Here is a 12,868-nt window from a genome sequence, read left to right as displayed (position 1 = left end):
GAACAACTCCCACAGGCCGTCCGGCACCAACCGCTCCACCAGATTCGTCACCAGACCAGACTGCCGCAAGATCACAACCAAATGAAACGGCTTGTTAGTGAGCTCCTTACCTGCGAGAGGGCTGGGACGGGCTTGGTTGCGTCTTCTGCTCTGCTCCTGCAGGGCCTTCCTCAGAGGCACTCACGCTGGCCCCGCCCTCGACGGACTTCTTGGGCAGCTCTGGAGAGTTGCCCTTCTCGACCTTGGCCGGTTGGCGCCTCCCCTGCCCTGCAGCGGCTGCTCGGGCTGCGCCCGGTCCACACCGCAGGCAGGACCAGGTCCTGGGACCGACGATGCCGTCACTTTCCACTCGACAGGTTCGCTGGAATGCCCGGACAGCTGCTTCGGTCTTCGGGCCGAAGTCTCCGTCCACGCTGCTGCCGACGTCATAACCCCAGTGCCGAAGGGCGCATTGCGCCTCCTCCACGGTTGGCCCCATGTCTCCTCTCTGGACAGTATGAGGGATGACCTCGCTGTCCTTGCCGCACGAGAATACTTTGCTCAGCGGGATGGAGAAGCTCTGCGACCCTGCGGCAGCAGCTGAACTGTTCGGGGACGCGGCGCCTAAGACTCCAACCAGCACGGCAACTGATACAGCAGCAGCGGATCTCAGGGCGGAATTGGCCCGTAGGTTTTCCATTCTTCACACCTCTCTGTTGCGCGTCCTTCTGCGGATGATGCTTCGAATCAGAGGCTACGGTTTCTGATGTGGATTCTGTCGACCTATTGGGCGCTAGATATTTTCTGAGTTGGCAAAGAATCTAGCGGTGCGAGTAGTGCAGTTAAAGACTACTGCCTGTAGGTTTGGCCGAATAGCAATGTCTGGCGATCGGATGGCGAGTCACTCCTACGGGTAATGTAACCACCAAAGCCCCGCTTACTCCTGCCTGTTCCGAGAAGATACACCCAAGGGCTCAGGAATGCGTCAGGGAAGACGTGAGGGTTTACCCTACCCCCCCACTATCTCTGATTACCTTACAATGCTTTACTTGCCCTGTCTCTTGGCTGAGAGGAGCTCACCTGAATGGGTTATCCGGCTGGACGGAGCACTGCACGTTGCTCCTGTGGTGAGCGTGGCAGGCCCGGCCAATCTTGCACCCCTGATCTTCAGTCCCTCACGCATCTCCCCCGAAGGGCCGGTAGGCGTATGCCTGAGCCTCCCCTCGTAGAAGTCATCTCATTTGACCTAACGAAACCCTCCATACAACGAGGGGATGGACGGGGGCACCCGTTCTTGGCGGCCTGGAAGGCTTCCACGATCGCCCAGCGGGACCCGGCGACCCGGACCAGCTCCCCGGCCGTGGTGCCGTTGGGCGCGTAGGCGAGGTAGTAGGCGATTTTGTCGGTCCGGGCTGCAGCGGGCCAGCATCCACCGTTGATGTGTCGGTGCGTCGCCGTCGAAGACGTCAATGGTCGGCAGGCGGGCGGCGGCCCAGTCGTAGACCCGCGGGCCCTTCGTCCCGTCGCCGCACCAACAACTTGACAACGCCCGCGAAAACATATCTGTGACATCAGCGGACAGCGTGGTACATGACCCGTCCGGTCCATAAGAGCTCCCGGCGGACGTGCCCGCCAGGCTTGGGGGCATGCCAGATGTAGCCGTTCCCTGCGTACAGGGCGACGTGACCGATGGTGCCGTGTCGGGGGAAGAAGACCAGGTCGCCAGGCCTGCGGTGCTGTACCGTAATGGGCCGCGTGAAGGCGAACTGTGCCGCCGCGGTACGGGGGAGCATCTTTCCTGCTCTGCGGTAGGCGTACTGAGTCAGTCCAGAGCAATCGAATGTACGTGGTCCGGTGGCACCCCATCGGTAGGGCGCGCCTTTAAGGGCTTGGGCGGTACGTAAGGCCATGAGCCTGGGCTCCAGTGCTGCAGCTTTCTGGGTAGCGCAGGGGAGCATTGTGATGAGGATTGACGCAAGGCCGAGAGCGCAGGTGGCTCTTGGGTGCGTCGGCAGGAATAATTTCTGTCGACGAGAAGGGTCATGCACTGTGATGGTGGACATGCAGATCCTTTCGTTCAGGGCACGGTGCTGCGCTGGGCGGGACCATGCACCATGCGACCCGGCCCCGGATGCGTCGGGGTTCGGCCTCTGCATCGGTACAGAGCATTCTGAAGTAGAGGTCTGGGCTGCGTGATGCCAGTGTGTGGGGCATGTATGCAGCGACTGCTGCCGAGCTCGTATGAAGCGGTTCCGTACCGAGCGCCAGCATGCAGGCACGTCCGGAAGCGGCTGGGTGGCGCTTGAGCTTGAAAGTGTGTGCAGGAGCTGGCGCCAGGGATTTATCTACTTACTGGTTTTGGCAAGCCTTCCGCCAGCTGTAGATAAACCGTGTGATAGGGAGCGCCATTAGCGTGGAGCTCGTAAATTCCGGAAGAAACCGGAGCCGTCTTCCAGGATATTTGGTAGAGAATTCACAGTCCTGCTGTCGCCTGGTTCAACGAACTGGGAATCCTGGTGAGCCCGGGACGTTTGCGTCTGAGACAGGCATCGTCTGGCGTGCCGAGCGTCGCCGGAGTATTGGGGAGGCAGCGACAGCGGGTGAAGGAGCCGGTTGGCTGAGAGAGTTCTGCCTGGCCTGGGGCGGGGTAGGCAGCGATACCTCCCGGAGAAAGCGGCATCTGAATCCTGGCATGGCGTGAAAATCTTTCCTGATTCAGTACTACCGCGTTCGAACCGTTGTTTCCTTGCTCGGCGGTGGCGTCCGCGAGGAAGGAAAAATCCTCTCACAGGGGACTGGCGCTTTGATTTTTGCAGCATAATATCATTCCTTCGCCGATTGCCTGAGGGTATTCCCTGTTCACGAGAAGAACAGCATGGAGGCCGGTACCTCTGCAAGGCGTAAAGGCCTGCACGACCGGTGCTGGTTATCGCACAGAAGCGCTCTCAGCAAACCTTGGCAGGGGACCGACACCTCGTCCTCGTAAGCATCAGTTATCAAAAGTCGAAGGGTTGGCTGTCGGCCAACAGAGGGACATGGCCATGCCGGAACGCACCGCAGGTATTGAACCGAAACGGTCTGGTTGCCTTATTAAGGATCTTCAGCGTTGCTGCTTGAGGGTGAGGACGGCCTGGGTCATTGACGTGAGGCGGTTGGGGCTGCAGCGTGCTTTTCGGAAGAGGCGCCAGCACTTGAGGCGGGCGAAGGCTCGCTCGACCGGCGTCCGCAGTGCCGTTTGAAGGGGGTGCAGAAGGTTCCGCTGGCCCCTTCGTAGGCTTTGTCCGCGAGGACAGGGACCTTCAGCCGCTCACAGATGGTGATGGTTCGGTGGGTGCGGGCCGCGGTGATGTCCACGGTCCGGCCCGGCAACGCGGGTGAGAACCAGAGCAGTTCGCCTGCGGGCCCGGTGACGGCCTGGATGTTCACGCCGTGCCGCCTGGCCTTCCCGGAGTAGTCCGCTTCCCTGTCGCCTACGCGGTCGCACTCGGCGATCGTCCCGTCCACCAGGACATACTCCGGCCGGGTCTTCCTCAGCACGCGGGTGAGGGACGGTGCCCGGGCGGCCAACAGCTCGGTCACGCTGTGCACGTAAGCGTGGGCCGTGCCCTCGCTGATCCGGAAGCCGGCCGCGAGCTTCGCCAGAGTGATGTGCTCACGCAGATACACCAAGACCACCAGGGCTCGCTGGGAAGGCCGGAGTTTGCACCGACGGTCACCCTCGCGGGTGACGATCAGCATCGTGACTCATTCGACGAGGGCGTGCGGCAGGTCGAGTGCGCAAGGATGGACAACCAACGAGGCCCTCTGGCTGCTGGGTTGGGAGGTGAGACATCCCGATCAACAGTCCGAGGGCCTCGCTTGTTACGGGCCCGCCGCTGTCACTCGATCAGTGGCCACGCTGAAGATCCTTATTGGATGGTGTAGCGGACGTGGTGGGCGTGGAAGTAGCCGCGCACGATGTGGGTCTGTCGCTGGCGGCGGTGGAGGAAGCGGCGGGTCTCGTAGGCGAGGTCGTCCGCGGACCGGGCCCGGGCGGCGTGGACGTGGCGCTTGACGTCGGCGTTCAGCAGCTCGTCGGGGTTGAGCTCGGGGCTGTAGCCGGGCATCAGGTGGAGCTCGATGCGCCCGGTGTTCTCCTCCAGCCAGGCGGTCACGGCTTTGCTGCGGTGGACGGGGTGCCGGTCGGCGATGACGTGGACCTTGCGGCTGGCCTGGCGGGCGAGGCGGTCCAGGAACGCGGTGAAGGTCCTGGCGGTGAACTGCTCGGTGAACACAGTGAAGCAGAGCGTGCCGCGGGAGGCGATCGCGGACATGATGTTGACCTTGAATCGCCGGCCGGACACCCGCACGATGGGCGTCTGGCCCCTGGGCGCCCAGCTCCGGCCGGGCGGTGCGGTGTCCGAGCGCAGTCCGCACTGGTCGGCCCAGGCCACCTGCGCGTTCTCCGCCTTGGCCTGGACGGCGATCGCGGGGTACTCCTCCTGCAGCCAGGCATCCACCTTCGCCTGGTCCTGGCAGCAGGAACGGCGGTCCGGGCACTGCGGGGAGAAGCCGTGCCGGCGCAGCCACTTGCCCACTCCCTGTTCGGTCATCGTCACCCCGACGACCATCCGGATCAGCTCGGCCACAAGCCTGCGGGTCTACAGCGGGCCGCCGATCAGCAGCTGTTTGGGCGTGTAGTCGGCCATCGCCTGGAACAGCACCGCACGGTCCTCGGGACTGACCAGCTCACCTGGCCCCGAACGGGACTTGACCGGCGCCGCAAGCGCCTCCCGGCCCGCACCCTTGTACTTGCGCCACCAGGTACCGACCGACCTCTCGCCGACACCGAACACCTCGGCCGCCTGCCGGTACGAACCCACCGCACCCGCCTCCAGCGCGGCCACCACCCGCAGCCGCACCACCTCCTGCGCAGCCGACGACAACCACCGCGCATCCCCCACCTCGATCACACCCCCCAACGAGCAAAGCAACCAGACAGTTTCGATTCAATAAGCAACTGAGGTTTTCGCTTTGGGGTGACGGTCATGGTGGGATGAGGGTCAGTCTGTCCGGTCTCGGTGATGAAGCCGTCGAGGAGGGCAGGGCGGTACTGCATCCGTTTGAGCCGGGTCCGGGTGTCCGGGTGCGTGCGGCGAGCTGGCCGGTGGTGCCGGCGGCAAGGTTGCCCAGGCTGTTCTTCAGATGGGCCCATACGCCCTCGGCCGGGCTGAGGTCCGGCGCGTATACCGGGAGGCGGAAGACGGTCAGTCAGTCCTTGCGGGCTGCCAGCAGTTCCCGCATCGCGGTGTCCTTGTGCTGGGTGGAGTTGTCCCACCGTCCGCACCCCCTACTACGGACACCGTGAACTCCCGGACCACTACCAGCGGTTCAACCGCGTCCACACGCGACTCCGGGCGCCGGGCGAACGCGCCTTCGCCTGGCTGAAGTCCTGGCGCATCCTCCGCCAGGCCCGATGTTCAACCAACCGCATCAGCCGCATCGCCCAGGCCGTCCACACCACCCTGACCTGCGGCTATTCAGGATGAAAGATGTTCAGTGAGGAACCGTTTTAGAGTTGGGGGACTCGTAGCTGTGTCCAGGTGGTGGGGCCGGGGATGCCATCTGCGTCTTTGCCACTGTAGCCAAGTTTGCGTTGCCAGGCGGCGTAGGAGGCCAGGTCGCCGGATCCCCAGGTGTCGGTGTTGGCGGTGGATGTGTAGTGGTCACAGCCTTCTGTGATGAGCCGGGTGCGCATGGAAGCGATGATGGGGGAGCGGCGGCCGGTAGCGAAGAAGTTGCTGCCAGGGAACGGCACGAGGTTTGTGCTGGTGGTGTCCGGCGTGGTGGGTTTTTGGGTGGTGATGCTGGCTGCGATGCGTAGGATGGCTGGGCGTTGGTTCTTGATGGCTTCGCCGGGGCATGCGCTGTGGCCTCCCCAGGCGCTTCCGCCCATGCCGTGCCAGCCGATGCCGGGTCTGGTGACGTTGTCGGTCTGTTGGAGGGGGAATTTGTGGACCGAGTACATCCAGGCGATGACGCGGGCAGTGGCAGCGAGTTGCTGGTCGGTCAGGGCCTGGCCGGAGTGTCCTTCATGTTCGATGGATAGCCATGTGCGGTTGCCGGAGCCTTGTGCCCAGGCGCGGTCGGCTGTGTCCACCCATTGGTAGATGCGTCCATCTTTGCCGACGCCGAAATGGGCGCTGGCCTGGGCGGAGGCGTTGCGGAACCAGCTGTCGCTGCCGTCCAGGGTTCCTTCCATGATGTGTAGGATTACGCCGTTGACTGATTCCTGCCCGTTTTTGGTGCAGTTGGGTACGGGGCGCCAGGTGGCGCCGGGCATGCGAGCCATGTCTCCTACCTCTCTGGTAACTCGGAAGGGGGGCGTGGGATGGGGAATCCGGAGCGGACGAGGACCGGAAGGATGTCAACAGCGTCTCTGATCCGTTACTGAGTTCGGCTCGTCAGGGTGATGTTGGGCTGTCGATGGTGAGTCCGGTTCCGGCGATGAAGCCGTCAAGGGTGTCGGGCCGGTACTGGAGGCGTTTGAGCCGGTTGCGAACGAGTGTCTCCAGGCGGTCGAGGGCGACGACGGCGAGGTTGGCCAGGCTGCGTTTGACGTGCGCCCACACGCCCTCGACCGGGTTCAGGCCAGGCGAGTAGGCGGGCAGCAGGAACACTGCCAGCCACTCACGCTCAGCTATCAAGTCCCGCATGGTGCGGGATACATGGGTGTTCAGCCGGTCCCACACCAGCACGATCGGAGCCTTGACGAGGTGGTGGACACCGTCGATCAGGGCGATGAAGTCGCGCTCGCCCATGCTGCGGCGCTTGCCCTTGCCCGCGGGGTGGGCGCGTAGACGGTGACACAACCGGGTGCGGGAGCCGGGCCGTATGGCGATCAGCCCGGCCACCGACAGCCGCCCCGAGCCCCGCCCGCTCACTGTCACGACCGGGGTGACCCCGCGCCGACCCTACGTGCGTCCTTTGGGCGGCCGTCGGGTGAACCCCCGCCTCGTCCTCGAAGCAGATGTAGCCCCCGCAGGCCGCCCGGGCTCTTTTATCTCCGCCCAGGTCGCCTCCTTCCACACCGCGACCGACTGCTCGTCGCGCTCGGCCACCCGCCGAGCGGGAACCTGCGGGGAGAATCCCAGCCGGTGCATCAGTCGCGTGGCGCCCGAGACGCTGTAGGAGACGTGGAATTTCCTGCCGATCAGTGCGGCCACTCGGCCGGCGGTCCAGACCTGGTCCTCCAGCCAGCCATGCGCCGCCGGACCCTGCTCGGGATATGCGGCCAGTCTGTCCAGGCAGCGCGGCGAGAGACGGCACCGTGATCCGCTCGGGCCACGGGACACCAGCGCCCCGGACCCGCCTTCCCGCCACATCTGATGCCACTGGTAGGCCGATTTCCGGCTCACCCGCAGCTGCCGCGCCACCTCCGGCGGCTTGATCTTCTGCTCGAACAACTCAGCCGCCTGCATCCGTACTGACTCCCGGCGCTGACGCCCCCCAGCGGTCAGCCCGCCCCCATCCGCATACCTCACACACCACGAGATACATCCAACACCCCAGCTTCATCAGGGACTTTGAAGAAGATCACCCTGACGAGCCGAAGTCAGTAAGCGGTGGCTGGGCCTGTCAAGGGTGTCGGTCTCCAGGTGTCGGCCAGGACGTACTTCCCGTGGCCGATCTTGCGGAGGAGGCCGTCGGCCACCCACTGGCCCATCTGTGTCGCGAAGCTGTGGGTGTTGCGGACGTTCAGGGCGGTTGCGACTTCCCGGGGAGTCCAGGCCCGGTCCAGGTCGGGGGACATGAAGTGCAGTACGCGGTTTCGGTAGCCGGCGCCGACTGGTCCGGGACCGCGATTGGCGCGTCGCCCGTCCTGTGGTGCGTCGTGTGCGGGTGGAGCGATGGCTGAGTAGTTCACCCGCTGCGATCAACGAATCAGAACCCCGGCCGTTTTGGGCCAATACATCAGCCCGGATTGAGGTCGACGACTGTGACGCTATTGGTGATTGTTTCTGTATGAGGTTGATATTCCAACGGAGTCCCAGGCATTTAGGACGGCTTGAACCTCTTCCTTCTCCCCATATAACGACCAGGCCGTAGATGTGGTCAGTCGTGCAAATTCTGCGAAGTCGGCATCACTGGCCAGGTCGCCTCCGGTGACTGTGTGGTACCAGATGTTCCCGGCACGTTCCCACGCATTGCCGCCGAGAGTTATAGCAGTGAGATAGAAGGCGCGGTTGGGGATTCCGGAATTTATGTGCACGCCGCCGTTGTCGCGTGATGTCCGGAGATAGCCCTCCATGGTGGTCGGCTGTGGATCCTTGCCGAGCTGTGGGTCGTCGTAAGCCGTGCCCGGCGCCTTGAGGGAGCGCAGTGCCATACCGTGGACGGTGGGACCAAGCAAGCCCTCGCCGATCAGCCAGTCGGCCTGCTCTGCGGATTGCCCGAGAGCGTACTGCTTGATCAATGCGCCGAAGACATCCGAGATCGACTCGTTCAGTGCGCCGGACTGGCCGTAGTACTCCAGATTGGCCGTGTACTGGGTGACGCCGTGGGTCAGCTCGTGGCCAATGACTTCTGCTGGAATTGTAAAATCATTGAAAAGATGGCCATCGCCGTCGCCGAAGACCATCTGACTACCGTCCCAGAAGGCGTTATTGTAACCTTCGCCATAGTGGACCGTGGCGACCAGAGGTAGCCCGGAGTCGTCGATAGAGTGTCGACCAAAAACCTTCAGATAAAACTCGAAGGTTGAATTAAGCCCGGCGCTAGCGCGGTTGACTGCCTCGTCTGTCGCGGGTGCATCACCCTCGGCGTGCACTTTCCTGCCCGGGATCTCTTGCTGGTTGGCAGCGTCGCAGACTGTACGTTGCGGTTTATTGGAAGGAGTGCCCGCTGGAGCCGTGATTCCGTAGGCCGCAGCAGTGCGGCGCCGTGTGCGGTGGAGGGCATCGTGCTCGAGAGTGCGTCGTGCGTAACTGGCGACTGCTGGATCCCTGGACTGGACAAGTTTGTCCAGTATATGAGGAGGAAGAATCATGCAAAAAGCTGATTCGGCTACATTCGTCATGTCATTCATTAGGTATCTCGTTTCGTCATGAATTTTCAAGCCGGGAAGCGGGCGTAGGTAATGCATCCTGAAGGTAACCCTTACAACGCCTAATGGAATGAGGTCGTTTGGTGCCGGTGGCCGTGTCCGGCAGGCGAGTTGAGCGTTGTCCGGAGCGTGGGGGCACCTCATACCATGGGCCGGATGCACTTCATGGTCTTCACCGAGAGTTTCACCGCCGAGGTGATGTGCCGCTTCCTGGACCGGCTTGCCGGCCACTTCGACCGCAAGGTCCATCTCGTGGTCGACGGGCACTCCGCCCACTGTTCCAAGAAAGTCCGCGATTGGTTCGCCGCTCACCCTGACCGGATCGGGCTGCACTTCCTGCCGTCGTACTCGCCCGAGCTGAACCCCGACGAGCTGGTCAACGCCGACCTCAAGCACAGCCTGCCCAAGCAGCACCGGGCCCGGAACTAGGCCGAACTCGCCGCGGAGGCCCGCCGCTTCTTCCGCAGACCCACACATCGTCCGCGGCTGCTTCGGCGGCCCACACGTCCGCTACGCCCTGGACAAGAACCCCATGAGTTTCTGATCAATAGGTAGTTGAGCGAACATTCGCCTGACTCCACGGCTTCAAACGCCTCCGCATCCGCTGGGAGAGACGAGCCGACATCCACGAAGCCTTCCTCCGTCTCGCCTGCTGCCTCATCACCCTCAGACAGATCAACTCATTCTGTTAAAGCGGCAGGGGCTGGAAGCGGAGCATCGGCCATTGCGCCAGCCCCTGACCCTACTCAGGCCCCCGTTTGGCAGATTCGTTATCTGATTCTGATGTGGGCGGTGCAGGGGCGGTATGGTGTCCGGTGATGGAACTTCCCAGGTAGGTGGCGAGGGCACCAACGGTTGCGCCGGACAGAGCAGACAAGACCCCGGCGAATTGTTGTGATACGGGTTGGTCGGACAGTGAGACTATGATTAGCGATGCGGAGAACGCGATGGAGACGCCGACGGCCAGAACCATCGCGATCATCCCAGGCCATGACCAGCAAGCCTCATATTTCTTGCTCATTAAATTCCTCTTCTTTCACTTTTCGCAGCACCTCGATCGTCCGGGCCTGCTCGGCGGCCAGTTTCCGCAGCCGCCTGAACTCCTCGCGCTCCTCACTCGTCAGTTCGCCGGACTGCCCCTGGCCACGGTCGGCCCTGGCCTGCCGGTACCAGCCCCGCAGGGACTCCGAGCTCACACCGAGCTCCCGGGCAACCTCGGTCACCGTCTTCCCGGAGGAATCGACCAGCGCCAGCGCGTCCCGCTTGAACTCCGCCGAGTGACGCTTCGTGTACCTATTGATCAGAAACGGTTTGGGTTCGGGGTCGTTGGTGGGGTGTGAGTGATCTGGTGGGGGGTGCGCGGCATCTGTCGCCGTCTGCGTAGGAGGCCCTGCGGCTTCGGGCGGTGGCCGCGTTGGTGGCGGGGCGGGACCGTGAGGAGGTGGCGGCGGTGTTCGGGGTGTTGCTGAAGGCGGTCGACAAGTGGTGGGCGAAGTGGCAGGTCGGCGGCCGGGAGTCGCTGGTTATGAGGCTGCGCGGTAAGCGGGTCGGGGTGCACCAGGTGCTCGGGGAGGCCGAGCAGGCCGCCGTGCGGCAGGCGGTCCTCGATCACCGGCCTGGTGACGTGGGGCTGAGTGGTCAGTTGTGGACGCGGCGGCTGGTGGGCGGGCTTGATCGCGAAGCTGTACTGGGTGTGGCTGACCGAACCGGGGGTGGGCAGGTACCTCAAGCGGTGGGGGCTGTCCTTCCAGCGTCCGGACAAGCGGGCCGTCGAGCAGGACCCCGGGACCGTAGCGTGCTGGCACCAGGAGTTCTGGCCGAAGATCCGCGCGAAGGCGAGGGCCGAGGGTGGTGAGATCCTCTTCGCCGACCAGGTCGGCTTCCGCTTCGACCAGGTCCCCGGCGGCACCTGGGGAGAGAGGGGGAAGACCCTCGTCGTGCGGCGGACCGGCAACCGGTTCTCGGTGAACGCGATGTCGGCGATCAGCACCAAGGGCCGGATGCACTTCATGGTCTTCACCGAGAGCTTCACCGCCGAGGTGATGTGCCGCTTCCTGGACCGGCTCGCCGGCCACTTCGGCCATAAGGTCCATCTCGTGGTCGACGGGCACTCCGCCCACCGTCCCAAGAAGGTCCGCGACTGGCTCACCGCCCACCCCGACGACGTCGGGCTGCACTTCCTGCCGCCGTACTCGCCCGAGCTCAACCCCGACGAACTGGTCAACGCCGACCTCAAGAACACCCTGCCCAAGCAGCACCGAGCCCGGAACCAGTACGAACTCGCAGCCGAGACCCGCAGATTCTTCCGCAGGCGCCAGCGCCAACCACACATCGTCCGCGGCTACTTCCACGGCCCCCACGTCCGCTACGTCCTGGACGAGAACCCCATGAGTTTCTGATCAATAAGACGCTTAAACGGCATATGTTCGGCTGTGCCGGGTTCCCGTTCCTTCGGAAACGCGTTCTTCTCACATGACGCTACGTAGTCAACTCGCGGAACTTGTGCCAGACCCCGAAGAAGACCGTCCTGGACAGCCGACGGATCACCACGAAATATCGAGGCTGATGGCCTGAATTTGAAGAGGCGGGATTCTATCCAATGTCGAGGACGGTAACCACGATCTTCTCTTCGCGGCGCTTGGCTCGGCATCACACCTTGTGCCTCGAGGGAAAGGCGATACACACGGGTTTCGGGGCAGGCAGGCGGCGGTGAGCTTGGCCAAGAGCTCGTGATGCTCGGCCTTGAGGTTGTCGGGCCTGGCCAGCAGCATCCGGGCGAATCTGCGCGCGGAGATGTGGCTGCGGTCGGCGTCCGCACGGCCTTGGTTGATGTACTTGTGCAGGAGGTTCAGACAGCCCGTGAACCCGAGGGCCTTGATCTCTTCGAAGAGGTGCAGGACGGGGACGGCGGGGGCCGCGGCCCGGCGTTTGCGCAGGTGCTCGCGGTAGGGATCGACGAGGCTGGCGCGGTATTTGGGGACGCGTGTCGGCGTACTCGTTGAAGTGGCTCTGGCAAGAATTTCGTAGCCGGAGATCATCTCGGTGCGGCGGTCGGCCGTAACGGGGGAGTGTCTAATCAACGGCGGATCCGATGATCAAGGAGACGCCTGATGAGCGAGACCATCACCGAGTACTCGGCCGTGGAGGAGCTGGCCGTCGAGCCGGCTGCGGAGTCGGTTTCGGACGAGCAGTTGATCGCGATGCTGGTCGACCGTGCCCGTACGGACGGGCTGCAGCTGACCGGGGAGGGCGGGCTGCTGCAGCAGCTGACAAAGCGGGTGCTGGAGTCCGCCCTGGAGGGCGAGATCACCGATCACGTCGGCTACGACAAGCACGACGCGACAGGCAGGAACAGCGGTAACAGCCGCAACGGGACCCGTTCGAAGACCGTGCTGACCGACGTCGGCCCCGTCGAGGTGAGGGTGCCCCGCGACACCGTCGGCACCTTCGAGCCGCAGATCGTCCGCAAGCGGCAGCGCCGGCTGACCGGCATCGATGAGATGGTCCTCTCGCTCTCCGCGAAGGGACTCACGCACGGGGAGATATCCGCCCACTTGGCCGAGGTCTACGGGGCGAGCGTGTCCAAGCAGACCATCACCACGATCACGGACAAGGTGATGGAGGGCATGGCTGAATGGCAGTCGCGCCCGCTCGACCGCGTTTACCCGGTGGTCTTCGTGGACGCCATTAACGTGAAGATCCGCGACGGCTAGTGTCTCGTGATCCCGTTCGTATCACTTTGAGTTGTTTGCAACGAGTTTCTTGATGTTGGTCTGGATGAGGCGGACCTTCGCCAGGATCTCT

10 protein-coding genes and 8 pseudogenes are annotated in these 12,868 nt (G+C 63.6%); 6 read left to right on the top strand and 12 right to left on the bottom strand.

The window, feature by feature from the left end; translation table 11 throughout:
- Window positions 1-106: 106 nt before the first annotated feature.
- From ACWD4A_RS33560 to ACWD4A_RS33535, 6 genes and pseudogenes are all read right to left on the bottom strand, one after another.
- Window positions 107-478: a peptidoglycan-binding domain-containing protein gene (locus tag ACWD4A_RS33560; RefSeq protein WP_451199926.1), complete on the bottom strand. Its 372-nt coding sequence runs from the start codon at window positions 476-478 to the stop codon at window positions 107-109.
- A 785-nt stretch (window positions 479-1,263) separates the two neighbouring features.
- A pseudogene (locus tag ACWD4A_RS33555) lies at window positions 1,264-1,510 on the bottom strand (IS701 family transposase); the annotation flags it as partial.
- Window positions 1,511-1,550: 40 nt separating this feature from the next.
- Window positions 1,551-1,889 (bottom strand): C40 family peptidase, encoded by a 339-nt coding sequence (locus ACWD4A_RS33550; RefSeq protein ID WP_451199928.1) that lies wholly within the window; start codon window positions 1,887-1,889, stop codon window positions 1,551-1,553.
- A gap of 1,190 nt (window positions 1,890-3,079) precedes the next feature.
- A pseudogene (locus tag ACWD4A_RS33545) lies at window positions 3,080-3,717 on the bottom strand (transposase family protein).
- 170 nt (window positions 3,718-3,887) lie between these two features.
- On the bottom strand, window positions 3,888-4,607 hold the full coding sequence (locus tag ACWD4A_RS33540) for an IS630 family transposase (RefSeq protein WP_451199924.1): 720 nt from the start codon (window positions 4,605-4,607) through the stop codon (window positions 3,888-3,890).
- Between the two features lie 12 nt (window positions 4,608-4,619).
- Entirely contained in the window at window positions 4,620-4,904 is a 285-nt protein-coding gene (locus ACWD4A_RS33535; protein ID WP_451199921.1) for a helix-turn-helix domain-containing protein, read from the bottom strand.
- Window positions 4,905-5,294: 390 nt separating this feature from the next.
- Here ACWD4A_RS33535 and ACWD4A_RS33530 point away from each other — a divergent pair.
- Window positions 5,295-5,507, top strand: a pseudogene (locus ACWD4A_RS33530) (transposase family protein); the annotation flags it as partial.
- A 23-nt stretch (window positions 5,508-5,530) separates the two neighbouring features.
- Here the strand turns inward: ACWD4A_RS33530 and ACWD4A_RS33525 are convergent.
- The 4 genes and pseudogenes from ACWD4A_RS33525 to ACWD4A_RS33510 all read right to left on the bottom strand — a co-directional run bounded on the left by ACWD4A_RS33525 (window position 5,531) and on the right by ACWD4A_RS33510 (window position 9,046).
- Window positions 5,531-6,301, bottom strand: a complete 771-nt coding sequence (locus ACWD4A_RS33525) for a peptidoglycan-binding protein (RefSeq protein ID WP_451199919.1) — start codon at window positions 6,299-6,301, stop codon at window positions 5,531-5,533.
- Window positions 6,302-6,422: 121 nt separating this feature from the next.
- A pseudogene (locus tag ACWD4A_RS33520) lies at window positions 6,423-7,502 on the bottom strand (IS630 family transposase).
- A gap of 71 nt (window positions 7,503-7,573) precedes the next feature.
- Window positions 7,574-7,771 (bottom strand): hypothetical protein, encoded by a 198-nt coding sequence (locus tag ACWD4A_RS33515; RefSeq protein ID WP_451199918.1) that lies wholly within the window; start codon window positions 7,769-7,771, stop codon window positions 7,574-7,576.
- Between the two features lie 192 nt (window positions 7,772-7,963).
- A complete protein-coding gene (locus tag ACWD4A_RS33510) occupies window positions 7,964-9,046 on the bottom strand; it encodes a M4 family metallopeptidase (protein WP_451199916.1) in 1,083 nt (360 codons plus the stop codon).
- Window positions 9,047-9,220: 174 nt separating this feature from the next.
- Between ACWD4A_RS33510 and ACWD4A_RS33505 the strand changes: the two genes are divergently transcribed.
- Window positions 9,221-9,493, top strand: coding sequence for a transposase (locus tag ACWD4A_RS33505; RefSeq protein WP_451199915.1), 273 nt, complete (start codon window positions 9,221-9,223; stop codon window positions 9,491-9,493).
- Window positions 9,494-9,615: 122 nt separating this feature from the next.
- Window positions 9,616-9,756 (top strand): annotated as a pseudogene (locus ACWD4A_RS33500) (IS5/IS1182 family transposase); the annotation flags it as partial.
- Between the two features lie 312 nt (window positions 9,757-10,068).
- On the opposite strand, the gene ACWD4A_RS33495 reads toward ACWD4A_RS33500, so the two are convergent.
- A complete protein-coding gene (locus ACWD4A_RS33495; protein ID WP_451199927.1) occupies window positions 10,069-10,365 on the bottom strand; it encodes a transposase in 297 nt (98 codons plus the stop codon).
- 104 nt (window positions 10,366-10,469) lie between these two features.
- On the opposite strand from ACWD4A_RS33495, the pseudogene ACWD4A_RS33490 reads away from it, so the two are divergent.
- Both ACWD4A_RS33490 and ACWD4A_RS33485 read left to right on the top strand, forming a co-directional pair.
- A pseudogene (locus ACWD4A_RS33490) lies at window positions 10,470-10,547 on the top strand (hypothetical protein); the annotation flags it as partial.
- Between the two features lie 187 nt (window positions 10,548-10,734).
- Window positions 10,735-11,463: an IS630 family transposase gene (locus tag ACWD4A_RS33485; RefSeq protein ID WP_451199913.1), complete on the top strand. Its 729-nt coding sequence runs from the start codon at window positions 10,735-10,737 to the stop codon at window positions 11,461-11,463.
- A gap of 300 nt (window positions 11,464-11,763) precedes the next feature.
- On the opposite strand, the pseudogene ACWD4A_RS33480 reads toward ACWD4A_RS33485, so the two are convergent.
- Window positions 11,764-12,051: pseudogene (locus tag ACWD4A_RS33480) on the bottom strand (ISL3 family transposase); the annotation flags it as partial.
- A 213-nt stretch (window positions 12,052-12,264) separates the two neighbouring features.
- On the opposite strand from ACWD4A_RS33480, the pseudogene ACWD4A_RS33475 reads away from it, so the two are divergent.
- Window positions 12,265-12,774, top strand: a pseudogene (locus tag ACWD4A_RS33475) (transposase); the annotation flags it as partial.
- Window positions 12,775-12,868: the final 94 nt, after the last annotated feature.

It is taken from the genome of Streptomyces sp. NPDC002537 (assembly GCF_053594975.1).
The sequence above is the reverse complement of the archived record's forward strand: the minus strand, read 5'-3'. Positions and strand labels throughout refer to the sequence as shown.

What these genes read in the sequence shown, in the direction of transcription:
- ACWD4A_RS33560 (WP_451199926.1), bottom strand. Translation starts at nt 478, where the DNA reads ATGGGGCCAACCGTGGAGGAGGCGCAATGCGCCCTTCGGCACTGGGGT.
- ACWD4A_RS33550 (WP_451199928.1), bottom strand. Translation starts at nt 1,889, where the DNA reads ATGGCCTTACGTACCGCCCAAGCCCTTAAAGGCGCGCCCTACCGATGG.
- ACWD4A_RS33510 (WP_451199916.1), bottom strand. Translation starts at nt 9,046, where the DNA reads ATGAATGACATGACGAATGTAGCCGAATCAGCTTTTTGCATGATTCTT.
- ACWD4A_RS33505 (WP_451199915.1), top strand. Translation starts at nt 9,221, where the DNA reads ATGCACTTCATGGTCTTCACCGAGAGTTTCACCGCCGAGGTGATGTGC.
- ACWD4A_RS33515 (WP_451199918.1), bottom strand. Translation starts at nt 7,771, where the DNA reads ATGTCCCCCGACCTGGACCGGGCCTGGACTCCCCGGGAAGTCGCAACC.
- ACWD4A_RS33525 (WP_451199919.1), bottom strand. Translation starts at nt 6,301, where the DNA reads ATGCCCGGCGCCACCTGGCGCCCCGTACCCAACTGCACCAAAAACGGG.